This window comes from Oceanibium sediminis (assembly GCF_003265325.1).
In the GTDB taxonomy this organism is placed as follows: Bacteria; Pseudomonadota; Alphaproteobacteria; order Rhodobacterales; family Rhodobacteraceae; genus Halovulum; species Halovulum sediminis.
In genome coordinates this window covers 112,373-132,973 of the sequence record NZ_QGNX01000001.1, presented here as the reverse complement: position 1 = coordinate 132,973, position 20,601 = coordinate 112,373, and the positions used below count along the sequence as shown (strand labels likewise).

Below are 20,601 nucleotides of genomic sequence, written 5' to 3'. Positions count from 1 at the left end.
ACGCGGGATGCGAAATATTCGCAAAGGCTGGAACCCATGTCCGCTCCCAAGAAAGTCGTACTCGCCTACTCCGGCGGTCTTGATACCTCCATCATCCTGAAGTGGCTGCAAACCGAATACGGTTGCGAGGTGGTGACCTTTACCGCCGACCTCGGCCAAGGAGAGGAGCTGGAGCCGGCGCGCAAGAAAGCCGAACTTCTGGGCATCAAGCCCGAGAACATCTTCATCGAGGACGTGCGCGAGGAATTCGTGCGCGATTTCGTGTTCCCGATGTTCCGCGCCAATGCGGTGTACGAAGGGCTGTACCTGCTCGGCACCTCCATCGCGCGGCCGCTGATTTCCAAGCGCCTGGTCGAAATCGCCGCCGAAACCGGTGCCGATGCCGTGGCCCATGGCGCCACCGGCAAGGGCAACGACCAGGTGCGCTTCGAGCTGGCCGCCTATGCGCTGAACCCGGACATCCAGGTGATCGCGCCCTGGCGTGAGTGGGACCTGTCCAGCCGCACCAAGCTGCTGGAATTCGCCGAGGCGCACCAGATCCCCATCGCCAAGGACAAGCGGGGCGAGGCGCCGTTCTCGGTCGATGCGAACCTGCTGCACACCTCCTCCGAAGGGAAAGTGCTTGAGGATCCGGGCGTCGAAGCGCCTGACTACGTCTACCAGCGCACCGTCAACCCCGAGGATGCGCCTGACCAGCCCGAGATCATCGAAGTCGGCTTTGAAAAGGGCGACGCCGTGTCCATCAACGGCGAGGCGATGAGCCCCGCCACCATCCTGACCCGGTTGAACGAGCTGGGCGGCAAGCACGGCATCGGCCGTCTGGACCTGGTCGAAGGGCGTTTCGTCGGCATGAAGTCGCGCGGCGTCTATGAAACCCCCGGCGGCACCATCCTGCTTGAGGCGCATCGCGGCATCGAGCAGATTACGCTGGACCGTGGCGCGGGCCATCTGAAGGATGAGCTGATGCCGCGCTATGCAGAGCTGATCTACAACGGCTTCTGGTTCTCGCCCGAGCGTGAAATGCTGCAAGCCGCCATCGACAAGAGCCAGGAGCATGTGACCGGCACCGTCAAGCTGAAGCTCTACAAGGGCTCGGTCAACACGATCGCGCGCTGGTCCGACGCCTCGCTCTATTCCGAGGCGCATGTGACGTTCGAGGAAGACGCCGGCGCTTACGACCAGGCGGATGCGGCGGGCTTCATCAAGCTGAACGCGCTGCGCCTGAAGCTGCTGGCCGCGCGGGATCGCCGCCTGAAGGGCTGATCCGCGCCCATGAATACGCGGGCAGGGGGCAAACGCGCCCCCTGCCGCTGACAAAGCTGTGATGCACCGCCCCTTGCGCCGGTGCCGGCAAGGGCGGACATTGGCGGCGCAACAGTAGGAGCGCGCCATGACCCGCATCATCCTGACCCTTACCCTGCTTCTCGCCGCGCCGTTCGCGCAGGCGGAGACGCTGAAATCCACCGTCGTCGCCGGGGGCTGCTTCTGGTGCGTCGAGGCGGATTTCGACAAGGTGGACGGCGTGACGGAAACCGTCTCGGGCTATTCCGGGGGCACGGTGGAAAACCCGACCTACGCGCAGGTGGTGTCCAAGGGGACCGGCCACCTCGAGGTGGTGAAGATCACCTATGACGCCGATGTCATCAGTTACCCGCAGTTGATGAAGCTGTTCTTCCGCTCGATCGATCCGACCGACGCGGGCGGGCAGTTCTGCGATCGCGGCGAAAGCTACACCACCGCCATTTTCGTCGCGAACGAGGAAGAGCGCGCCGCCGCCGAGGCTGCAAAGGCCGAGGCGGCCGCGGCGCTGGGGACGGATATCGCCACCGCGGTGCGCGACGCCGCCCCCTTCTATCGCGCCGAGCGGGTGCACCAGGACTATTACACCAAGAACCCCCTGCGCTACCTGACCTACCGCAAGGGGTGCCGGCGGGACGCCCGGCTTCAGGCGCTTTGGGGCGACGAGGCGTATTTCGCCAAGGGCGGCAGCTGAGCGCTCAGATCGCGCCGGTGAGGTGCAGGGCCAGGCCCGCCAGCGCGCCTGAGACGACCAGCCAGTGCATCGGAACCGGCCGCCAAAGCGCAGCGGCCCCGAACATCGCCAGCAGTGCGATCTTGGGCCATTCCGGCGCGCTGGGGCCGGTCGGCAGAAGCGCCGCCTCCGCCAGGTAGAGGGCGAGGTTCAGGATCACGCCCACCACCGCCGCCGACACCCCCGCCAGCGCCTGGCGCAGCCGTGGCTGGCGGTCGAGGTGGCCGACATAGGGCGCGGCGGCAAGGATCAGCATGAAGCTCGGCGCGAAGGTATAGACGGTGGCGAGCGTTCCGGTCAGCAGCCCGGCGGGCCCGCCGTAGCCGCTCCACCCGGCGAAGAACCCGGCATAGGTGTTGACGAGGATCAGCGGCCCCGGCGTCGCCTCGGCCAGGGCGAGGCCGTTGAGCATCTGCGCGGCGCTCAGCCAGCCATAGGTCTCCACCGCCTGATCGGCGACGTAGGGCAGCAGCGCATAGGCCCCGCCGAAGGACACGAAGGCGGCGGAGGTGAACAGCGCAGCGACCCCGTCGAAGGGCTCCGCCCCGAACCAGAGCCGCACCGCCAGCCAGAGCGCGGCGATCCCCGCGGACCAGGGCAGGATCGTGCGCAGCAGGTGGCCCCGCGCGGGCGGCGCGGGCCGCGGGGTTTCCTGCGCGGCGGGGCGCAGCAGCAGGACCCCGGCCAATGCTGCGCCCGCGATGATCAGCGGAAACGGCAACCCGGCGGCATAGATCCCAAGGAAGGCGCACAGCGCGATCAGCGCCTCCGCCCGCCCGCCGAGCGCGCGGCGGCCAAGGTTGGCGGCGGCGCGCGCCACGATCACCAGCACCGCGGGCTGGATACCGTAGAACAGGGCGGCGACCAGCGGCACCTCGCCCCGCGCGGCGGCGATCCAGGCCAGCGCCAGCATCAGCACGGCGCCCGGCACGATGAACGCCAACCCGGCAAGGATGCCGCCCCGCCGCCCGTGCAGCCGCCAGCCGAGCCAGGTGGCGAGCTGTTGCGCCTCGGGGCCCGGCAGGACCATGGCGACGGACAGGCCCTGGCGGAACTCCTTCTCGCTGACCCAGCCGCGCCGGTCCACGATCTCGTCCTGCATAAGGGCGATCTGGCCGGCGGGGCCGCCGAAGGACAGCAGCCCGATGCGGATGTAGACGGCCATTGCCGTGGCGAGAGAGACGCGTTGCTCCACCAGGTACCCCTATCCTTGCGCGCCGGAGCGCTCCGGCCGTCCTGGACATAGCCTGCGCATACGCCCGAAACCAGTGACAGTCCTGCGTCGCTTCCCCGCCGGGGATCGCTTGCCCGCTTCCGGCGTGCTAAGCGGAAGCCCTCATCAGCAGGAGCGCGCGATGCTTTCCCTCGACCATATCGTTTTCGCTTGCCGCGAACTGTCCGCCGGTGCGGCGTGGATGGAGCAGCAGCTCGGCCAGCCGCCCGTGGGCGGTGGGCAGCATCCGATGATGGGCACGCACAACAAGCTGTGGCGGCTGGAGGGGGCTTACCTCGAGGTGATCGCGATCGACCCCGGCGCGTCCGATCCGGGGCGCAAACGCTGGTTTGCGCTGGACGACCCGGCGATGCAGGCGCGGCTGCGCGGTGCGCCGCAACTCGTCACCTGGGTGGCCCGCTCGGATGACCTCGACGGGGATATCGCGCGCGCGCCGCTCGATCCCGGCCCGGTCCTGCGGCTGACGCGGGACCGGCTGTGCTGGGATCTGACCGTCAGGGAAGACGGCGCATTGCATTGGGGCGGGGTGTTTCCGGGCCTGATCCAGTGGCCCCAAGGTGTCGCCTCACCTGCCGAAAGCCTGCCGGACCAGGGCTTGCGCCTTGCCGCGTTCACCGCGCATGGCCCGGAGGGGATGCGCCAAAACCTGCGCCAACTCGGGGTGGGGCATATCCTGCGCGCGGGCCGGACTACCGGGGCACCGGCCCTCAGCGCGCTGATCGAGCGCGCCGACGGGCGCGCCGTCGCCTTCGACTGACAGCGCCGCCGCGGGTCAGTAGGCGAGGGCGGCGAAATTGTTGATCAGCAGGCGTTGCAGCGCATAGATCGCGACGATCACCACAAGCGGCGAAAGGTCGATCCCGCCCATGTTGGGCAGGATGTTGCGGATCGGCGTGTAGATCGGCTCAAGGATGCGGTTCAGCCCGGACCAGATCTGGTAGACGAGCGGCTGGCGCAGGTTCAACACCTCGAAATTCACCAGCCAGCTCAGGATCACTTGCGCGAGCACCAGGAACCACGCGATATCCAGGATGAACAGCAGGACTTGGATGATCGTCGCCATTGTGCGGCCTCTCGTGAATTCCGGTTTCGGGACAGGTAGCGGTCCACCTGCGTCCGTGCAAGCCCTCAGCGGCGTCTTGCCGCCGCCGCGGCGTTGCCTTGTGGGGAACAGATTGACCGATTAGGCGTTAATCAAAGGTATTCCCGCATGGAAATCGCCCCCGAATGGAGATCGCAATGAAACGCACCGTCCTACCGCTTCTGGCCGCAACCCTCATGGCCCTCGCCCCTGCTGCGCCGTCGCTAGCCCAGCCCAAGGGCTGCCCGCCGGGGCTGGCGAAGAAGTCACCGTCCTGCGTGCCGCCGGGGCTGGCGAAGAAAGGCGACGGTGAATGGACCCGCGACAGTGATCGCGACCGGGATACCGAGAACGTCTACGTCTGGGTCGATGGCCGCCGCTACTACGTGGGTGAGCGTCTGCCCGACGGCCGCGTGATCATCGAGGACGAGCGCATCCTGCGCCGCCTGCCGCGACTGCTGGACGAGGACAACGCCTATGTCCGCGTCGACGGCAAGGTGGTCGAGGTGGTGCGCGCCACCAACCAGATCGTGCGGGCCCTTGGGGCCTGGGAAGCCCTGCTGAACTGAATCCTCTGACTTCCCAAGGTCCTCCGGGACTGATACCTCCGCCACAAGCCCTTTCGTGGCGGAGGTTTTCGTTTGAGCAAATCCCTGGCGGACAATCTGCGCGGCGCGTCGTTCATGGTGACCGCCATGGCGGGCTTCGCCCTCAACGATGTCGCGATGAAGGCCGTCCTGGCGGACGTGGACCTGTTTCCCGCGCTGTTCCTGCGCGGTGCGCTCACCTGCGTGCTTCTGTTCGCGCTCTGCGTCGCCACGGGCGCGTTGCGCTGGCGTCCCGCCCGGCGGGACGGGGTTCTGGTCGGCTGGCGCACCCTGGCCGAGATCTTGGCGACCACGCTGTTCCTGACCGCCCTTGCCAACATGCCGATCGCCAACGCGACGGCGATCCTGCAATCGGCCCCGCTGGCGGTCACCCTTGGCGCGGCGCTGTTCCTGGCCGAGCCGGTGGGCTGGCGGCGCGGGCTGGCGCTGCTGGTCGGCTTTTCCGGCGTGCTCATCATCATCCGCCCGGGGGGCGACGCGTTCAACGCCTACAGCCTGTTGCCGCTGGCGGCAGTGGTGGCCATCGTGCTGCGCGACCTGGTGACGAGCCGGCTGTCGGGGCAGGTTCCCTCGCTCGCCGTGGCGCTGATGACGGCGTTGGCGATCACCACGCTTGGTGGGATCGGCAGCCTCTGGTCCGACTGGCCGCCGCTGGACGCGCGGCTGCTGGGGCTGCTGTCCTTCGCCGCCGTCTGGCTGATCCTGGCCTATGTCTTCTCGGTCCGCACGATGCGGGTCGGGGACATCGCTTTCGTGTCCCCGTTCCGGTATTCGATCCTGCTCTGGGCGCTGATCCTCGGGGCCGTCGTCTTCAAGGAGATCCCGGACGCGGCAACGATCCTTGGCGCCACGCTGATCGTGGCGACGGGCATATTCACCTTCTGGCGCGAGCAGGCCCTGTCCCGCCGCGCCGCCATGAAGCAATCGACGCGTTGAGCGCGCAGGGGGGCCGATGAGCCGGACCAGACTTTCCCGCGGGGCGCGGGCGTGGATGTTCTTCGACTGGGCGAACCAGCCGTTCTACACCCTGATCATCACCTTCATCTTCGCCCCCTATTTCGTCAGCCAGGTGATCCCCGACCCCGTGGTGGGGCAGGCGGTCTGGGCGAACATGAACCTCGGCGCGGCACTGTGCGTCGGGATCACTGCGCCGATCCTCGGGGCGATCGCGGACAAGACGGGGCGGCGCAAACCCTGGATCGGCGTCTTTTCGCTGTTCTTCGTGATCGGCTGTTTCGGCCTGTGGACCGCCGCCCCCGAGGTGCAGCCGTTCTGGCCCGTGATGCTGTTCTTCATCCTTGCCTTCGTGATGTCGGAATACTCGCTGATCTTCATCAACGCGATGCTGCCCGACCTCGGCACGCGGGAACAGATCGGCCGAATTTCCGGCTCGGGCTGGGCGACGGGCTACGCGGGCGGGGTCGTGGTGCTGCTGGTGGTGCTGGGCTTCATCGCCCCGACTGGCGGCGATACGACGATCCTCGGCATGAAGCCGCTGTTCGGCCTGGACCCGGAGCAGGGCGAGCCGGCGCGCCTGATGGGGCCGCTGGCGGCGGTCTGGTTCATCGTCTTCGCGCTTCCGATGTTCCTGTTCACCCCCGATACGCCGAAGAAGGCCCCTCTTGGCCAGGCGGTGGGCGAGGGGGTGCAATCGCTGATGCAGACCCTGCGCAAACTGCAAGGGACGGGGGGGCTGTTCACCTATCTCATCGCTTCCATGGTGTACCGGGACGCGCTGGCGGGCATGTTCGCCTTCGGCGGGATCTATGCCGGGGGGGTGCTCGGCTGGGGGATCACGCAGCTTGGCATCTTCGGGATCGTCGCGGCCTTTACCGGGGCGGTCGGCGCCTTCATCGGCGGGCGGGCGGACAGCGCCTATGGCCCGAAACCGGTGATCGCCGTTTCGATCCTGCTGCTGATCCTTGTCGCCATCGTCGCGCTGATGACCAACCGGGAGAGCGTGCTGCTGATCCCGGTCGACGCGGACAGCACCGCGCCCGACCTCGTGTACTACGTCTGCGGCGGCATCCTCGGGGCCTGCGCGGGCTCGTTGCAGGCTGCGTCCCGCACGCTGCTGATCTTCATGGCCGAGGACAAGCTGCCCATGACCGAGGCATTCGGGCTTTACGCGCTGTCGGGCAAGGCGACGGCCTTCCTCGCGCCGCTCTTGATCGGGATCACCACCACCGCCACGGGCAGCCAGGCGCTGGGCGTCAGCCCCGTGATCGCGCTGTTCGCGCTGGGGCTTGTTCTGCTATACTGGGTCAAACCCCCGCAAGAGGCCCGAGCATGCTCCGAACCCTCCTTCTGATCGCCAGCCTGGCGTTCACCCCGCATCTGGCAGGGGCGCAGACCCCCGCCAAACAGCTTTTCGGCGCCAAGGCGACGCCGTCCAGCCACGCCCCGGCACCCCACGGTACCTACAACAAGGGCTGCATCGCCGGGGCCGAGCAACTGCCCGAGACGGGGCCGTCCTGGCAGGCCATGCGCCTCAGCCGGAACCGGAACTACGGTCACCCGGACGCGATCCGCTTCATCAAGCGCCTGTCCATCGCCGCGCAGCGCGCGGGCTGGAACGGGCTCTATATCGGCGACATCAGCCAGCCGCGCGGCGGGCCGATGCTGACGGGCCATGCCAGCCACCAGATGGGGCTCGACATCGACATCTGGATGAAACCGGCGCTGGACCTGTCGCTCTCGCAGACCGAGCGTGAGAACGTCTCCTCCATCTCGGTGCGCACGCCCGACCAGCGCAACGTGAACGGCAACTGGACCGAAGCGCACCACCGCATCCTGCGCGCGGCGGCGCGCGACCCGGATGTCGCGCGCATCTTCGTCACCGCGCCGGTCAAGCTGCGCATGTGCGCCGACGAAACCGGCGACCGGGCCTACCTGCGCAAGATCCGGCCCTGGTGGGGTCACCACTACCACTTCCATGTCCGCATGAACTGCCCCGACGGCGCGCGCGGCTGCCGCGCGCAGGATCCGATCCCCGCAGGCGATGGCTGCGAAGACGCGGTCTGGTGGGTGACCGACGCGCTGAAACCGGCAAAACCCGATCCCAACGCGCCGAAACCCAAACCCAAGCGCGAACTGACCCTCACCGACCTGCCCCAGCAATGCGCCGCCGTCCTGCGCTAACTGGCGGGGTGCGGTTCCGGCGCGTGGCGGCAACCCTCGCCCTGGCGCTGGGCGCGCTGGCCGCGCCCGCGCAGGCCGGCCCGGACCTGGTCGAGGACGCGCGGATCGCCTGGCGCGCCCCGGGAGGGATCGGCTCCTTCTCCGGGCTGGCGCTCAGCGCGGATGGCACGCGTATCATCACCGTCTCGGACAAGGGCAGCTACGTGACCGCCACCCTCGAACGGGGGGAGGACGGCACCCTCAGCGCCGTGCGCGCCGACGCCTACGGCCCCCTGCTCGATCCGCGCGGCGCGCCGGTGCAACGCTACGACGTCGATGCCGAAGGCCTCGCCGTCGGCCCCGACGGAGAGCTCTTCGTCAGCTTCGAGGCGAACCACCGCGTCTGGGCCTATACCGCGCTCGACCAGCCGGCGCGGGCGCTGCCCGTGCCCGCCGCCTTCCGCGCGCTGCAGAACAACTCTGGCCTCGAAGCGCTGTTCACCGGGCCCGACGGGGCGCTCTACACCATGCCCGAACGCTCGGGGGAACTGGCGCGCCCCTACCCGGTCTACCGCTACGATGGCGCAGAATGGTCCACGGCGTTCAGCCTGCCGCGCCGCCCCCCGCACCTGATGAGCGGCGCGGACCTCGGCCCCGACGGCCGCCTCTACGTGGTTGAGCGGCACTGGAACGGCTTCCTGTCCTTTTCCACCCGGATCCGCCGCTTCAACGTCACGCCGGGCGGGCTGAGCGGCGAGGAAACGCTGCTCGAAAGCCGCCTCGGGCTCTATGACAACCTTGAAGGGATCGCCACTTGGCGCGATCCGCAGGGGCGCACGCGGCTGCTGCTGATCTCTGACGACAACGAATCCTTCCTGCAGGCGACCGAACTCGTCGAATTCATCGTCGAGGAGCCAACCCCGCCGCGCCCCCAGGTACGCCCAAGGGCCCTGCTGCAATGAAACGGGGCGGCCCGTTCCCGGACCGCCCCGCTTCCAAAGTCTTCAAATATCCCCGCCGGAGGCTCCTGCCGCCGCCACGGAATCCGCGCCGGGCCGTTACTCGGGCCCGCCCGCGAATATCTGCTTCACGTCCACAGGCGCAACGCGCAGGATGTTCGTGGAGCCGGGCGTATTGAACGGAACCCCGGCGGTGACCACGATGAAATCGTCGTCCGTGCCGAACCCGTCGGACTTTGCCGCGCGGGCGGCGTTGACCACGGCCATCTTGAAGCGCTCGACCTCGGGGGTCACGACGCAATGCAGGCCCCAGGTCAGCGTCAGACGCCGCGCGGTGCCCGGTTTCGGCGTCAGCGCGATGATCGGCACCCGCGGCTTTTCGCGGCTCATCAGGCTGGCGGTGGTGCCGGAATGGGTGAAGCAGCAGATCGCCTTCACGTCAGTCGTCTCGGCCACTTCGCGGGCGGCGGCGGTGATCGCCTCGCCCACCGACTGTTTCGATGGCGTGCGCGAGGCTTCGATCACCTGGCGGTAGATGTCATCGCTTTCCACAGATTCCGCCACGTTGCTCATCGTGGTGACGGCCTCGACCGGGTAGTCCCCGGCGGCGGATTCGGCGGACAGCATCACCGCGTCAGCCCCCTCGTAGATCGCCTGCGCGACGTCCGACACCTCGGCGCGGGTGGGCACCGGGCTGGTGATCATGCTTTCCATCATCTGGGTCGCCACGATCACCGGCTTGCCCACGCGGCGGCATTTGCGCACCAGGCTCTTCTGGATCGGCGGCAGCGCCTGCACGGGCAGTTCAACGCCAAGGTCGCCGCGCGCGACCATGATACCGTCCGACGCCTCGAGGATTTCCTCGAACGCCTTCACCGCGGCGGGCTTTTCGATCTTGGAAAGGATCGCGGCGCGGCCCTTGGTCAGGGCGCGGGCCTCGGCTACGTCTTCGGCGCGCTGCACGAAGCTCAGCGCGATCCAGTCCACGCCCAGCTCGCAGACAAACGCCAGGTCCTTGCGGTCCTTGTCGGACAGGGCCGCCAGCGGCAGCACCACGTCGGGGACGTTCACGCCCTTGCGGTTGGAGATCTCTCCGCCCACGGCGACGATGCAGTCCGCATGGCTCTTGGAGGCCTCGGTCACCGTCAGGCGCAGCTTGCCGTCGTTGACGAGCAGGGTGGAGCCTTCGGTCAGGGCGGCGAAAATTTCCGGATGGGGCAGTTGCACGCGATTGGCGTCGCCGGGCGCGTCATCCAGGTCGAAGCGGAAGGCCTGGCCTTCCTCGATGATTTCGGAGTCGTTTGCGAAGACGCCGCAGCGCAGCTTGGGTCCCTGGAGGTCCGCAAGCACGCAGATCGGGCGCTCCATCTCGACCTCGAGATCGCGGATGATCTCGTGGCGGGCGCGGATGTCCTCATGCGTTCCATGGGACATGTTCAGCCGGAACACGTCCGCACCGGCGAGGAACAGGTCCTTGATGGTTTCATAGGACGACGAGGCAGGGCCGAGGGTCGCGACTATCTTCACGTTGCGATTGCGTCGTAACATGGGCTTCCTTGCTATTCTGTAGGGCCTTGAGCGCCGGGTATAACGGCTTGGCAGGGCGATGTCTGGTAAAAAGCGGGTCATGATATTGCTTTTTGGTGCAGTGCACCTTTTCCGCACAACGCGCGTGCGATAGGTGTCAGAAATGGACGCATTCCCCGCCCCGGCCAGCGCCGGGTCCGCCCCGCCTTTCGAGATCCTTGCCGCCGATGCCCCCGGGCCGGCGCTGTTGATGTGCGACCATGCGTCGAACGCCATTCCAAAGGATGTGAACGGCGGCGACCTGGGGCTGAGTGCGGCCGACATGAACCGCCATATCGCCTTTGATGTCGGCGCGGCGGGGGTGACCCGGCGGCTGTCGGTGGAAATGAACGCGCCCGCGGTGCTGAGCCGGTTCTCGCGCCTGGTGATCGACCCCAACCGGGGGGAGGACGATCCCACGCTGCTGATGAAGCTCTACGACGGCTCGATCATACCGGCCAACCGCCATGCCGATGCGGCGGAAATCGCGCGCCGGCGGGTGGCCTATTACGATCCCTACCACCGCGCGGTCACCGAACAGATCGACCGGATGCTGGGCACCGGCGTCACGCCGCAGATCGTCTCGATCCATTCCTACACGCCGAAACTCAGGGGCAAGGCGCTGCGGCCCTGGCACATCGGGATCCTGTGGGACCGCGACGGACGCCTCGCGCTGCCGCTGATCGAACGCCTCAGCGCCGAGCCGGACCTGGTGGTCGGCGACAACCAGCCCTATTCCGGCCAGCTGCAGGGCGATAGCATGTACCGCCACGGCACCCAGCGGGGTCTGCCACATGTGCTGATCGAGATCCGCAACGACCTGATCGCCGAGCCGCGCGACCAGGCGGCCTGGGCGGCCCGTCTGGCGCCGATCCTGCTGTCGCTGATGCCGGCCGCGCGGGGGTGACAGGCGCGCCCCCGGCGCTTACCTGTTGGTGTGACACGTTTCTTCAGACACCCACCATCGACGGAGACCCCACATGGACGCCCAGACCCAGCTGGAACTCGAAGCTGCCGCCTTTCGCCGCCTGCGCGATCACCTGCGTGAGCGGACCGATGTGCAGAACATCGACCTGATGAACCTGTCCGGCTTCTGCCGCAACTGCCTGAGCCGCTGGTACCAGGAAGCCGCCGCCGAGCGCGGCACCGAGATATCAAAGGACGAGAGCCGCGAGATCGTCTACGGCATGCCAGCCGAGGAATGGAAGGCGCGCTACCAGACCGAGGCGACGCCCGAACAGCAGGCCGCCTTCGCGGAAAGCCACAAGGATCACTGATCGCCCGGACCGGCGTCGTTGAAGGGCGTCATCTGCGCCACGATCACGGCGTTCTCGGCCAGTGCGCGATCCATCAGCTCACGCTCTTCGGGGCCGATTTCGGCCCCGTCGGCGAGCTGTTCCTCGAGCGTGCCGTAGCCGGTGACATCCAGCGGGGCGAGGTCGGCCTGCTTCAGCACGGCGACGGTTTCGCGCACCGCCTCCGCCTCGTCCACGCCGCTGGCATAGCAGACCAGCGCCGCGCCGGTGCTGCCCTCGGGCAGGCCGTCATCCTTCGTGCGGCCGACCTCGATCAGCAGCGTGTAGACCTTGTGTCTGCCCTTTGGCATGGTTTGCCCCTTGTCCTTCGTCCAGTTGCCGGCAACCGGGGCCTCGGGTGGGCCCATGACGGCCCAGACCGGCCCGGAATCGCCCGGCTGTGATGACCGATCCACGGCGGCGCGTCCAGTTCCGCGTTCACGCGGGGGCGCTTGCGCGGTACGCACAGCGTTATCGCTCATATCTCAGACGTCGGTTGCGTTCGGCGCTCACGCGTCGGTGCGTGCGGCGCGAAAACCCCTGATCAGGATGACTGCGCCGATGCCGCCCACGACCACCTGGCCGGTCCATCCGCCGGGCGTCGCCCCGGTGATCGCGACGAGGATGAGCGTCAGCGACATGGCGCCGAGGATGCCGAGGGCGATATTGGTCAGCAGGCCGTGATCGGCCTCTGACACCAGTTCCGCGATCCAGCCGACGATTCCGCCGACCGTCGCGGCGGCAATCCATTCCAGTCCACTCATCCTGCCTCTCCCCTGCGGTTCGGCACCTCTACAAGGGCCTCCTTGTCGCCCATCGCTTCGGAGGCGGAACGCCATTGGCCCGGAAAAGGTTCCGCCCCGCCGGTTGTCTTGTCCGGGCGGGGCGGTGGTCGTGATCGGTCGCGCGGGTGTCAGTCGCGCAGAAGGTCGTTGATCGAGGTTTTCGAGCGGGTGCGCTCATCCACCTGCTTCACGATGACCGCGCAATAGAGGTTCACGCCGTTCTTGGAGGGCATGGACCCGGAAACCACGACGGAATAGGGCGGGACCTCACCGAAGGTGACCTCGCCGGTTTCGCGGTTCACGATCTTGGTCGACTTGCCGATGTAGACGCCCATGCCGAGGACCGAACCCTCGCGCACGATGCAGCCTTCGACCACTTCGGAGCGCGCCCCGATGAAGCAGTTGTCCTCGATGATGGTGGGACCGGCCTGCATCGGCTCCAGCACGCCGCCGATGCCGACGCCGCCCGACAGGTGCACGTTCTTGCCGATCTGCGCGCAGGAGCCGACGGTGGCCCAGGTGTCCACCATCGTCCCCTCGTCTACGTAGGCGCCGAGGTTCACGAAGGACGGCATCAGTACCACGCCGGGCGCGATAAAGGCGGACTTGCGCACGATGCAGTTCGGGACAGCGCGGAAGCCGCCGGCTTTCCATTCGGCTTCGTCCCAGCCGAGGAACTTGCTGTCGACCTTGTCCCACCAGCCGCCGCCCTGCGGCCCGCCGGATTGCGGCTCCATGTCCTTCAGGCGGAAGCCGAGCAGGACCGCCTTCTTGGCCCACTGATTCACGTGCCAGTCCTCGCCGCGTTTCTCGGCCACGCGGAGGGCGCCGCTGTCCAATGCGTTCAGCGTTTCCTCGATCGCCTCACGGGTGGCGCCGCCGGTGGCCGGGGTGATGTCGGCGCGCGACTCCCAGGCGGCTTCGATGGCGGTTTCGAGCTGTGCGGTATCCATAGGGGCCCTCCGACGGGATGCTGATATTGAATGCTGTGGGAGTGTTTACGCTGAAACCGGTCTTGGCCGCAATTGGCTGGCCGGGTAGCGGGGGCCAGCCCCCGCACCCCCGGAGTATTTTGTGAGTAAAGTGGTGGTCAGGCGAAGGTGCGGGGCACGTCGCCGGGGCGGAAGCCGTAATGTTGCAGCCAGCGCAGGTCGGAATCGAAGAAGGCGCGCAGGTCGGGCATGCCGTACTTCAGCATCGCGAGCCGGTCGATCCCGATGCCGAAGGCGAAGCCCTGCCATTCGTCGGGATCGACGCCCGCGGCGCGCAGGACCTTCGGGTGGACCATGCCTGAGCCGAGGATTTCCATCCAGTCGTCGCCCTCGCCGATCCTCAGCTGGCCATCGGTCCAGGAGCAGCGGATATCCACCTCGGCCGAGGGTTCGGTGAAGGGGAAATGCGAGGCGCGGAACCGCAGTTCGATGGTCTCGACCTCGAAAAAGGCGCGGCAGAACTCCTCCAGCGTCCACTTGAGGTTCGCCATGGAGATGTCGCGGTCGATCGCCAGCCCCTCCACCTGGTGGAACATCGGGGTGTGGGTCTGGTCGTAGTCGGCGCGGTACACGCGGCCCGGGGCGATGATGCGGCAGGGCGCGCCATGGGCTTCCATGTAGCGGATCTGCACCGGCGAGGTATGGGTGCGCAGCACATGCGGGGGGCGCGGATCGGCGGGATCGCGGTGCATGTAGAAGGTGTCCATCTCGGTCCGGCTGGGATGGTCGGCGGGGATGTTGAGCGCGTCGAAGTTGTACCAGTCGGTTTCGACCTGCGGCCCTTCCGCCACGCCGAAGCCGAGGTCGGCCAGGATCGCGATCACCTCTTCGGTCACCTGGGTGATCGGATGGATCGTGCCGGTGCGCGCCGGGCGCGGGGGCAGGGTGACATCCACGGTTTCTTCCGCCAGGCGGGCCTCGAGCGCGGCGTCGGCCAGCGCGCTGCGCCGCACGGCGATCGCATCGCTCAGCGACGCCTTCAGCGCGTTCAGCGCCGGGCCAGCGAGCTGGCGTTCCTCGGGGCTCATGGCGCCGAGCCCGCGCATCATCAGGCTGACCTCGCCCTTCTTGCCGAGGGCGGCGACACGCACCGCCTCAAGCGCCGCCTCATCCGTGGCGGCGGCAATCTCAGCCTCGTACTTCGTTTTCAGCGCGGCCAGATCATCCATGTTTCAGCCCTTCTCCGGCGGAATTCCTACGGGCGACAGCGGTAGCCCTACAGGGCGGGCTTTGCAAGTCCGTGGGGCCCGCGGGATTAACCGCTGCTTAACCAAAACGCGCAATAGGTAAAACTCGACCGAATCCCGAGGCAGAAGCGATGAGCACACAGATTCTCGATACCGCCCGCCGCGACACGCTCACCGGCACCGCCGGCAGCGACCACTTCGTGCTGCGCAACGACGGCGCGGTGGACGTCATCCTGGGCTTCCAGGATGGTGTGGACCGGATCGACCTGACGCATATCGAGGCGTCCTGGGACCAGCTGATGATCCGCCAGCTCAGCCCCACCGAATACGTGATCGACTACCACGGCGAGGAACGCATCCGCGTGACCTTCGAGCACCCTGCCGAGGTCGAGATCACGCAACCCGCCTGGCTGCTGGACGAAACCGACTTCATCTTCGCCCCGGGCCTGCCGGAAGCCACCACGCAAGTGATTTTCGAAACGCAGACCAGTGGCAAGGAGGTGCTCTACGGCACCTCGGACCCGGATATCTTCGTCCTAGCCGATGACAATGAACGGGACACCATCCGGCGCTTCGAGCCGGGCAAGGACCTCGTGGACCTCGCCGCCTACGGCACCAGCTTCGGGGATCTCAAGATCATCGAGAAGAAGGAAGGCCGCATCGCGATCAAGGTCCCCTCCAGCCAGAACAAGGACAAGCTCGTTCTGATCGACAACTCCTTCCAGCTCACGGCCGAGGATATCACGGCGGACATGTTCATCTTCTGACGCCCCCCTTTCCAAAGTCCTCAAGTATCCCGGGGTCCGGGGCAGCGCCCCGGCCGCACGCAGTGCCAGAAAGCTTGCGCGCATCGCGCGCTCCGAATACTTGCGGCTGGACTGTCGCAAGTCTCCCACGCTTTCGCGCATCCTTCGGGCGGGCGGTGGACATTCCGCGCCATGTGGGGCAGAGCGTCGCAATACGAAAGTATACGGTGCAACTCCCGCCATGTGTGCTACATGGCACCCCTTCCTTAACTCCCCCAGAGGTTTCCGTTTGTCCAAGCTCATGATGGCCGCCAACGCCAAAGGTTCACTTATTGCGGATGTCGATCCGACCGGCGGATCGCTGACGCCGGGGCGGATCCGGACCGAGGTGCTCGCAGGGCTGACCGTTGCCCTCGCCCTCGTCCCCGAGGCCGTGGCCTTCGCCTTCGTTGCCGGTGTGCATCCCCTCGTCGGGCTCTACGCGGCCTTTATCGTGGGGCTGATCACGGCGATATTCGGCGGGCGGCCGGGCATGATTTCCGGTGCGACGGGGGCGCTGGCGGTGGTCATGGTGGCGCTGGTGGCGCAGCACGGGGTGGAGTATCTGTTCGCCACCGTCGTGCTCATGGGTATCCTGCAAATTCTGGCCGGGGTGTTTCGACTTGGCAAGTTCATCCGCCTGGTGCCGCATCCGGTGATGCTGGGCTTCGTGAACGGGCTGGCGATCGTGATCTTCCTTGCGCAGCTCAGCCAGTTCCAGGTGCCGGGCAGCGCCGTGGCGTCGGGCCATGGCATGTCGGGCGGCACATGGCTGTCGGGCTGGCCGCTGGTTCTGATGCTGGCGCTGGTCGCGGTCACCATGGCGATCATCTGGGTGACGCCGAAGCTGACCACGGCCATTCCCGCCCCGCTGGCCGGGATCGGCATCGTCGCGGTTGCGGTCATCGCCTTCGGGATCGACGTGCCGCGCGTCGGCGACCTCGCTTCGATCGAGGGCGGGCTGCCCAGCCTCCATATCCCCATGGTGCCGCTGACCTTTGAAACCTTCGAGATCATACTGCCCTACGCGCTGATCCTCGCGGCCATCGGGCTGATCGAAAGCCTGCTGACCCTGAACCTGGTGGGCGAGATCACCGGCCAGCGTGGCGGCGCCAGCCGTGAATGTATCGCCCAGGGCGCGGCCAACACGGTGACCGGCTTCTTCGGGGGCATGGGCGGCTGCGCGATGATCGGGCAGTCCATGATCAACGTGAAGTCTGGCGGGCGGACCCGGATTTCGGGCATCTCGGCAGCGCTGTTCCTGCTGACCTTCATCGTGATCGCCGCCCCGCTGATCGAGCAGATCCCCCTGGCCGCCCTGGTGGGCGTGATGTTCATGGTGGTGATCGGCACTTTCGCCTGGAACAGCTTCAAGATCATGACCCGCGTGCCGCTGACCGATGCGCTGGTGATCGTCCTGGTGACGGCGGTGACTGTCGCCTACGACCTTGCCATCGCGGTTGTCGTCGGGGTGATCGTCTCAGCGCTGGCCTACGCTTGGAACAACGCCAAGCGGATTCACGCGAAGTCCTACACCACGCCGGAAGGGGCGCGCGTCTACCAGATCCAGGGGCCGCTGTTCTTCGGCTCCGCGGACGGGTTCGCGGAGCTGTTCGATCCGGCGGGCGATCCGTCCCTCGTCATCGTGGACTTTGCCGACAGCCGCGTGGTGGACCAGTCCGCCCTGACCGCGATCGAGGCCGTGGCCGCGAAGTACGAAGCCGCCGGAAAGTCGATCCAGCTGCGCCACCTGAGCCCGGACTGCCACCAGCTGTTGTCCAAGGCGGGCCAGCTGATCGTCGATAGCGACGACGACCCCGACTACCAGGTTGCCGCCGATTATTCCGTGCGCACAGGGGTTCTTGCCGGCGGTCACTGAGCCGTCACGGGGGGCCGGTGCGACGCGCCGGCCCCCCGCGCCTTGCGGCACGGGGGCAGGGGTTGCACGACGTGCGCCGTCGGCCTCCTCCCCCTCAACTTCCCAACGTCCAAAAGAAAAAGCGCGCCACCCGGGGGTGACGCGCTTTCGAAGTCTCGGTCGTGGGGCTGTCCTCAGGCGAGGGCGGCTTTCGCCTGGTCCACGATGGCGTTGAACGCATCGGGCTCATGTACGGCGAGGTCGGCCAGAACCTTGCGGTCCACCTCGATCCCGGCGGCGATCAGGCCACCCATGAAGCGCGAGTAGTTCAGGTTTTCGTCGTAAGCCCGGACCCCGGCGTTGATCCGCTGAATCCAGAGCGCGCGGAACGTGCGCTTCTTGTTCTTGCGGTCGCGGGTGGCGTACTGCATCGCCTTGTCGACGGCCTGCGTGGCCGTACGGAAGTTGCGGCTACGCGCGCCGTAATAGCCTTTGGCGGCCTTTACGACTTTGCGGTGACGGGCATGTGAGGCGGCTCCGCCTTTTACACGTGACATATCTCAGGCCTCCTTATCGGGCGTATGGCATGTAGGATTTGACGATCTTCGCATCCTGCTCACTCAGCGTGGTGGTGCCGCGCTGGTTGCGGATGAACTTGTTCGATCGCTTGATCATGCCGTGGCGCTTGCCTGCCTGACCGGCTTTGACAAGGCCCGAGGCCGTCATCTTGAAGCGCTTTTTCGCGCCTGACTTGGTCTTCATCTTGGGCATTTCCATCTCCTCGCAAGAGTGTGGTCGTTTGGCACACCAAGGCAGCCCTTTTCGCCCGGTGCACCGCTGAATGCGGCTCTATAGGCGCAGACGGTCGGCGGCGCAAGGGGATTCCCGCCTAACGGTCAGGCCAGTGCGGGTGCATATCGTCGATCCGGAACACATGGGCATGGGGCCCCGCGCCGTGGCGCTTCAGGTGCGGGTGGCCGGGGGGCAGATCGGCGTGCTCATGGGGCACCACCGTGGGATCGTCCACGGGCCAGAAGCGCAGCGCGCCCGCAACGCCGATTCCGCCGATCAGCGCCAGCACCAGCAGCGTCGGCTGAAGCCCCAGCGCCAGGCCCAGCCAGCCCGCCAGCGGGTAGCAGACCAGCCAGCACAGGTGGCTCAACGCGAATTGCGCGGCAAAGACGGCGGGGCGATCCTCGTCCGTGGCCGAGCGGTTCAAGAGCCGCCCCGCCGGGGTCAGCGTTCCGGCATAGGTGGCCCCCATCGCCGCCCAGAGCGCCAGCGCCCCGCCAAAGCCAAGCGGGGCGAGCGTCAGCGCGCCAAGGGCCATCACGCCAAGCAGGCCGGTGGCCGAGGCGATCATCACCCGGCGTTCGGGCAGCGTATCCAGCAGCTTCGGCAGCGCCAGCGCCACCAGCATGGAGCCCGCGCCATAGGCCGCCAGCAGCACAGCCAGCCGGCCTTCGGGCAGGTTCAGCACGCTGCGCACCTGGACCACCGAGTTCACGATGACGAAGGCGCTGCCCGCCGCCGCGGCAAGGGTGACGCCCAGCAGCCCGCGCAGGCGCGGCGTCGCAAGGTAGATCCGCGTGCCGCGCGTCACCCGCTCGATAAAGGGGCGCGGCGGCGTCCTGGTCGGCGCGGGCAGGCGCAGCGACAGGATCAGCAGGGCCGAGGCGATGAAGCCAAGGGCCGTGCCCCCGAACAACGCCGTGAAGGGCACCACCGTCAGCAGCAGCGCCGCCAGCCCCGGGCTGGCCAGGCTTTCCAGGTCATAGGCGAGGCGCGACAGCGACAACGCGCGGGTATAGCGCGCCTCGTCCTTCAACACCTCGGGCAGGGTCGCCTGGTAGGTCGGCGTGAACAGGGCCGAGGCCCCCTGCAACGCGAAGACCAGCACGTAGATCTGCCACACCTGCGTGACGAAGGGCAGGCACAGCGCGATCCCCGCGCGGATGATGTCCAGCGTCACCAGCAGGCGGCGTCGGTCGATCTTGTGCGCGAATCCGCCCAGAAGCGGGGCGATTCCGACATAGGCGATCATCTTCAGGGTCAGCGCGGTGCCCAGCACCACGCCCGCTTCTGCGCCAGCCAGTTCGAACGCCAGCAGGCCGAGCGCCACGGTGGCCAGCCCCGCCCCGGTCAGCGACAGCACCTGTGCCGCGAAAAGGCGCGCGTAGCGCCTGTCCTTCAGAAGATCGAGCATGGGGCGGAGCCTAGCCTAGAGCAACCGCGCTATCTAAGACTTTTTACCTTGATCGGCGGGCGGCTCAGTATTCCCATTCGCTGATGATCTTCCAGGCGTCCTCGGCGGTGTCCACGAAGTTCAGCAGGTCCAGGTCCTCGGCCGAGATGGTGCCCGCGTCCGCCAGCGCCTCCCAGTTCACGATCCGCTCCCAGAAGCTGCGGCCGAACAGCAGGATCGGCATGGGCTTCATGCGGCCCGTCTGCACCAGGGTCAGCGTCTCGAACAGCTCGTCCAGGGTCCCGAAGCCGCCGGGAAAGACGGTGATCGCCTTGGCGCGCATCAGGAAGTGCATCTTGCGGATCGCGAAGTAGTGGAAGTTGAACGCCAACTCGGGCGTGGCCCATTCGTTGGGGGCCTGCTCGTGTGGCAGCACGATGTTCAGGCTGATCGAGCGTCCGCCCGCATCGACCGCGCCACGGCAGCCCGCCTCCATCACGCCGGGGCCGCCGCCGGTGATGATGACATTCTCGCGCCCATCGGACTTCAGGCTTTCGCTGGTGCAGATGCGCGCGAACTCCCGCGCCTCGGCGTAGTATTCGGACAGTTCGCCAAGGGTCTTGGTGCGGGCCTGGTCCTTGGATTCCGGCGCGGGAATCCGCGCGCCGCCGAACATCACGATGGTCGAGGTGATGCCCTCTTCCGTCAGGGTCATTTCGGGCTTCAGCAGCTCAAGCTGCAGGCGAACGGGGCGCAGCTCATCCCGGCACAGGAAGTCGGGGTCGGCGAAGGCGAGGCGATAGGTGGGGGACTGCGTCTGCGGCGTCTCGGGAACGTGCCGCGACTTGGTGATGTCTTCATCCGCCTTGGGGAAGCGGCGGGGTTGACCCAGTTTGTTCATGCTGTGGCCTTTC

Annotated in this window: 23 protein-coding genes; 12 read left to right on the top strand and 11 right to left on the bottom strand. The window is 67.2% G+C overall.

The annotated features are described in order from the left end of the window. Positions 1-36: 36 nt before the first annotated feature. Positions 37-1,263: an argininosuccinate synthase gene (locus tag DJ029_RS00645; protein WP_112320400.1), complete on the top strand. Its 1,227-nt coding sequence runs from the start codon at positions 37-39 to the stop codon at positions 1,261-1,263. A 127-nt stretch (positions 1,264-1,390) separates the two neighbouring features. Beyond that, on the top strand, positions 1,391-1,993 hold the full coding sequence (gene msrA / locus DJ029_RS00640) for a peptide-methionine (S)-S-oxide reductase MsrA (RefSeq protein ID WP_112320399.1): 603 nt from the start codon (positions 1,391-1,393) through the stop codon (positions 1,991-1,993). A 4-nt stretch (positions 1,994-1,997) separates the two neighbouring features. On the opposite strand, the gene chrA is transcribed toward msrA, so the two are convergent. Next, the gene (chrA, locus tag DJ029_RS00635) at positions 1,998-3,227 is read right to left on the bottom strand and encodes a chromate efflux transporter (RefSeq protein ID WP_198671020.1); all 1,230 of its coding nucleotides are present in this window, start codon (positions 3,225-3,227) and stop codon (positions 1,998-2,000) included. Between the two features lie 160 nt (positions 3,228-3,387). On the opposite strand from chrA, the gene DJ029_RS00630 reads away from it, so the two are divergent. Next, a complete protein-coding gene (locus DJ029_RS00630; RefSeq protein ID WP_112320397.1) occupies positions 3,388-4,023 on the top strand; it encodes a VOC family protein in 636 nt (211 codons plus the stop codon). 15 nt (positions 4,024-4,038) lie between these two features. On the opposite strand, the gene DJ029_RS00625 is transcribed toward DJ029_RS00630, so the two are convergent. Then, a complete protein-coding gene (locus DJ029_RS00625; RefSeq protein ID WP_112320396.1) occupies positions 4,039-4,329 on the bottom strand; it encodes a YggT family protein in 291 nt (96 codons plus the stop codon). Between the two features lie 176 nt (positions 4,330-4,505). On the opposite strand from DJ029_RS00625, the gene DJ029_RS00620 reads away from it, so the two are divergent. From DJ029_RS00620 to DJ029_RS00600, 5 genes are all read left to right on the top strand, one after another. Beyond that, complete coding sequence (locus DJ029_RS00620) at positions 4,506-4,916, top strand: excinuclease ABC subunit A (protein WP_157966218.1); 411 nt, start codon at positions 4,506-4,508, stop codon at positions 4,914-4,916. A gap of 72 nt (positions 4,917-4,988) precedes the next feature. Continuing rightward, a complete protein-coding gene (locus DJ029_RS00615; protein WP_232822924.1) occupies positions 4,989-5,891 on the top strand; it encodes a DMT family transporter in 903 nt (300 codons plus the stop codon). A 16-nt stretch (positions 5,892-5,907) separates the two neighbouring features. Then, positions 5,908-7,266: an MFS transporter gene (locus tag DJ029_RS00610; protein WP_112320394.1), complete on the top strand. Its 1,359-nt coding sequence runs from the start codon at positions 5,908-5,910 to the stop codon at positions 7,264-7,266. After that, positions 7,245-8,096, top strand: coding sequence for a penicillin-insensitive murein endopeptidase (gene mepA / locus DJ029_RS00605; protein ID WP_112320393.1), 852 nt, complete (start codon positions 7,245-7,247; stop codon positions 8,094-8,096). The genes DJ029_RS00610 and mepA overlap by 22 nt, the downstream gene beginning before the upstream one ends. Before the next feature lie 23 nt (positions 8,097-8,119). Next, entirely contained in the window at positions 8,120-9,037 is a 918-nt protein-coding gene (locus DJ029_RS00600; protein WP_157966217.1) for an esterase-like activity of phytase family protein, read from the top strand. Positions 9,038-9,133: 96 nt separating this feature from the next. Here the strand turns inward: DJ029_RS00600 and pyk are convergent, their stop codons facing one another. Further along, positions 9,134-10,582: a pyruvate kinase gene (gene pyk / locus DJ029_RS00595; protein WP_112320391.1), complete on the bottom strand. Its 1,449-nt coding sequence runs from the start codon at positions 10,580-10,582 to the stop codon at positions 9,134-9,136. A gap of 142 nt (positions 10,583-10,724) precedes the next feature. On the opposite strand from pyk, the gene DJ029_RS00590 reads away from it, so the two are divergent. Then, positions 10,725-11,507: an N-formylglutamate amidohydrolase gene (locus DJ029_RS00590; RefSeq protein WP_112320390.1), complete on the top strand. Its 783-nt coding sequence runs from the start codon at positions 10,725-10,727 to the stop codon at positions 11,505-11,507. A gap of 73 nt (positions 11,508-11,580) precedes the next feature. Then, entirely contained in the window at positions 11,581-11,877 is a 297-nt protein-coding gene (locus tag DJ029_RS00585; RefSeq protein ID WP_112320389.1) for a DUF1244 domain-containing protein, read from the top strand. Here DJ029_RS00585 and DJ029_RS00580 read toward each other — a convergent pair. The 4 genes from DJ029_RS00580 to pheS form a co-directional block, all read right to left on the bottom strand. Further along, complete coding sequence (locus DJ029_RS00580; protein ID WP_112320388.1) at positions 11,871-12,206, bottom strand: hypothetical protein; 336 nt, start codon at positions 12,204-12,206, stop codon at positions 11,871-11,873. The genes DJ029_RS00585 and DJ029_RS00580 overlap by 7 nt on opposite strands. A gap of 198 nt (positions 12,207-12,404) precedes the next feature. Then, positions 12,405-12,659, bottom strand: a complete 255-nt coding sequence (locus DJ029_RS00575; protein ID WP_112320387.1) for a GlsB/YeaQ/YmgE family stress response membrane protein — start codon at positions 12,657-12,659, stop codon at positions 12,405-12,407. Between the two features lie 149 nt (positions 12,660-12,808). Beyond that, a complete protein-coding gene (dapD, locus tag DJ029_RS00570; RefSeq protein WP_112320386.1) occupies positions 12,809-13,633 on the bottom strand; it encodes a 2,3,4,5-tetrahydropyridine-2,6-dicarboxylate N-succinyltransferase in 825 nt (274 codons plus the stop codon). Between the two features lie 137 nt (positions 13,634-13,770). Further along, positions 13,771-14,841 (bottom strand): phenylalanine--tRNA ligase subunit alpha, encoded by a 1,071-nt coding sequence (gene pheS, locus DJ029_RS00565; RefSeq protein WP_112320385.1) that lies wholly within the window; start codon positions 14,839-14,841, stop codon positions 13,771-13,773. A 149-nt stretch (positions 14,842-14,990) separates the two neighbouring features. On the opposite strand from pheS, the gene DJ029_RS00560 reads away from it, so the two are divergent. Both DJ029_RS00560 and DJ029_RS00555 read left to right on the top strand, forming a co-directional pair. Beyond that, entirely contained in the window at positions 14,991-15,626 is a 636-nt protein-coding gene (locus DJ029_RS00560) for a calcium-binding protein (protein ID WP_112320384.1), read from the top strand. Between the two features lie 283 nt (positions 15,627-15,909). Then, entirely contained in the window at positions 15,910-17,523 is a 1,614-nt protein-coding gene (locus DJ029_RS00555; protein ID WP_232822973.1) for a SulP family inorganic anion transporter, read from the top strand. Between the two features lie 173 nt (positions 17,524-17,696). Here DJ029_RS00555 and rplT read toward each other — a convergent pair whose 3' ends face one another. The 4 genes from rplT to DJ029_RS00535 form a co-directional block, all read right to left on the bottom strand. After that, a complete protein-coding gene (gene rplT, locus DJ029_RS00550) occupies positions 17,697-18,059 on the bottom strand; it encodes a 50S ribosomal protein L20 (RefSeq protein WP_112320382.1) in 363 nt (120 codons plus the stop codon). Between the two features lie 13 nt (positions 18,060-18,072). After that, positions 18,073-18,273, bottom strand: coding sequence for a 50S ribosomal protein L35 (gene rpmI / locus DJ029_RS00545; RefSeq protein WP_112321282.1), 201 nt, complete (start codon positions 18,271-18,273; stop codon positions 18,073-18,075). Between the two features lie 118 nt (positions 18,274-18,391). Beyond that, the gene (locus tag DJ029_RS00540) at positions 18,392-19,708 is read right to left on the bottom strand and encodes an MFS transporter (RefSeq protein ID WP_112320381.1); all 1,317 of its coding nucleotides are present in this window, start codon (positions 19,706-19,708) and stop codon (positions 18,392-18,394) included. 64 nt (positions 19,709-19,772) lie between these two features. Further along, positions 19,773-20,588 (bottom strand): LOG family protein, encoded by an 816-nt coding sequence (locus tag DJ029_RS00535; RefSeq protein ID WP_112320380.1) that lies wholly within the window; start codon positions 20,586-20,588, stop codon positions 19,773-19,775. Positions 20,589-20,601: the final 13 nt, after the last annotated feature.

What these genes read in the sequence shown, in the direction of transcription:
- DJ029_RS00590 (WP_112320390.1), top strand. Translation starts at nt 10,725, where the DNA reads ATGGACGCATTCCCCGCCCCGGCCAGCGCCGGGTCCGCCCCGCCTTTC.
- mepA (WP_112320393.1), top strand. Translation starts at nt 7,245, where the DNA reads ATGCTCCGAACCCTCCTTCTGATCGCCAGCCTGGCGTTCACCCCGCAT.
- DJ029_RS00585 (WP_112320389.1), top strand. Translation starts at nt 11,581, where the DNA reads ATGGACGCCCAGACCCAGCTGGAACTCGAAGCTGCCGCCTTTCGCCGC.
- DJ029_RS00645 (WP_112320400.1), top strand. Translation starts at nt 37, where the DNA reads ATGTCCGCTCCCAAGAAAGTCGTACTCGCCTACTCCGGCGGTCTTGAT.
- msrA (WP_112320399.1), top strand. Translation starts at nt 1,391, where the DNA reads ATGACCCGCATCATCCTGACCCTTACCCTGCTTCTCGCCGCGCCGTTC.
- DJ029_RS00620 (WP_157966218.1), top strand. Translation starts at nt 4,506, where the DNA reads ATGAAACGCACCGTCCTACCGCTTCTGGCCGCAACCCTCATGGCCCTC.
- DJ029_RS00580 (WP_112320388.1), bottom strand. Translation starts at nt 12,206, where the DNA reads ATGCCAAAGGGCAGACACAAGGTCTACACGCTGCTGATCGAGGTCGGC.
- DJ029_RS00630 (WP_112320397.1), top strand. Translation starts at nt 3,388, where the DNA reads ATGCTTTCCCTCGACCATATCGTTTTCGCTTGCCGCGAACTGTCCGCC.
- DJ029_RS00610 (WP_112320394.1), top strand. Translation starts at nt 5,908, where the DNA reads ATGAGCCGGACCAGACTTTCCCGCGGGGCGCGGGCGTGGATGTTCTTC.
- DJ029_RS00625 (WP_112320396.1), bottom strand. Translation starts at nt 4,329, where the DNA reads ATGGCGACGATCATCCAAGTCCTGCTGTTCATCCTGGATATCGCGTGG.
- DJ029_RS00540 (WP_112320381.1), bottom strand. Translation starts at nt 19,708, where the DNA reads ATGCTCGATCTTCTGAAGGACAGGCGCTACGCGCGCCTTTTCGCGGCA.
- DJ029_RS00560 (WP_112320384.1), top strand. Translation starts at nt 14,991, where the DNA reads ATGAGCACACAGATTCTCGATACCGCCCGCCGCGACACGCTCACCGGC.
- pheS (WP_112320385.1), bottom strand. Translation starts at nt 14,841, where the DNA reads ATGGATGATCTGGCCGCGCTGAAAACGAAGTACGAGGCTGAGATTGCC.
- DJ029_RS00575 (WP_112320387.1), bottom strand. Translation starts at nt 12,659, where the DNA reads ATGAGTGGACTGGAATGGATTGCCGCCGCGACGGTCGGCGGAATCGTC.
- pyk (WP_112320391.1), bottom strand. Translation starts at nt 10,582, where the DNA reads ATGTTACGACGCAATCGCAACGTGAAGATAGTCGCGACCCTCGGCCCT.
- DJ029_RS00535 (WP_112320380.1), bottom strand. Translation starts at nt 20,588, where the DNA reads ATGAACAAACTGGGTCAACCCCGCCGCTTCCCCAAGGCGGATGAAGAC.
- dapD (WP_112320386.1), bottom strand. Translation starts at nt 13,633, where the DNA reads ATGGATACCGCACAGCTCGAAACCGCCATCGAAGCCGCCTGGGAGTCG.
- rplT (WP_112320382.1), bottom strand. Translation starts at nt 18,059, where the DNA reads ATGTCACGTGTAAAAGGCGGAGCCGCCTCACATGCCCGTCACCGCAAA.
- rpmI (WP_112321282.1), bottom strand. Translation starts at nt 18,273, where the DNA reads ATGCCCAAGATGAAGACCAAGTCAGGCGCGAAAAAGCGCTTCAAGATG.
- DJ029_RS00555 (WP_232822973.1), top strand. Translation starts at nt 15,910, where the DNA reads ATGGCCGCCAACGCCAAAGGTTCACTTATTGCGGATGTCGATCCGACC.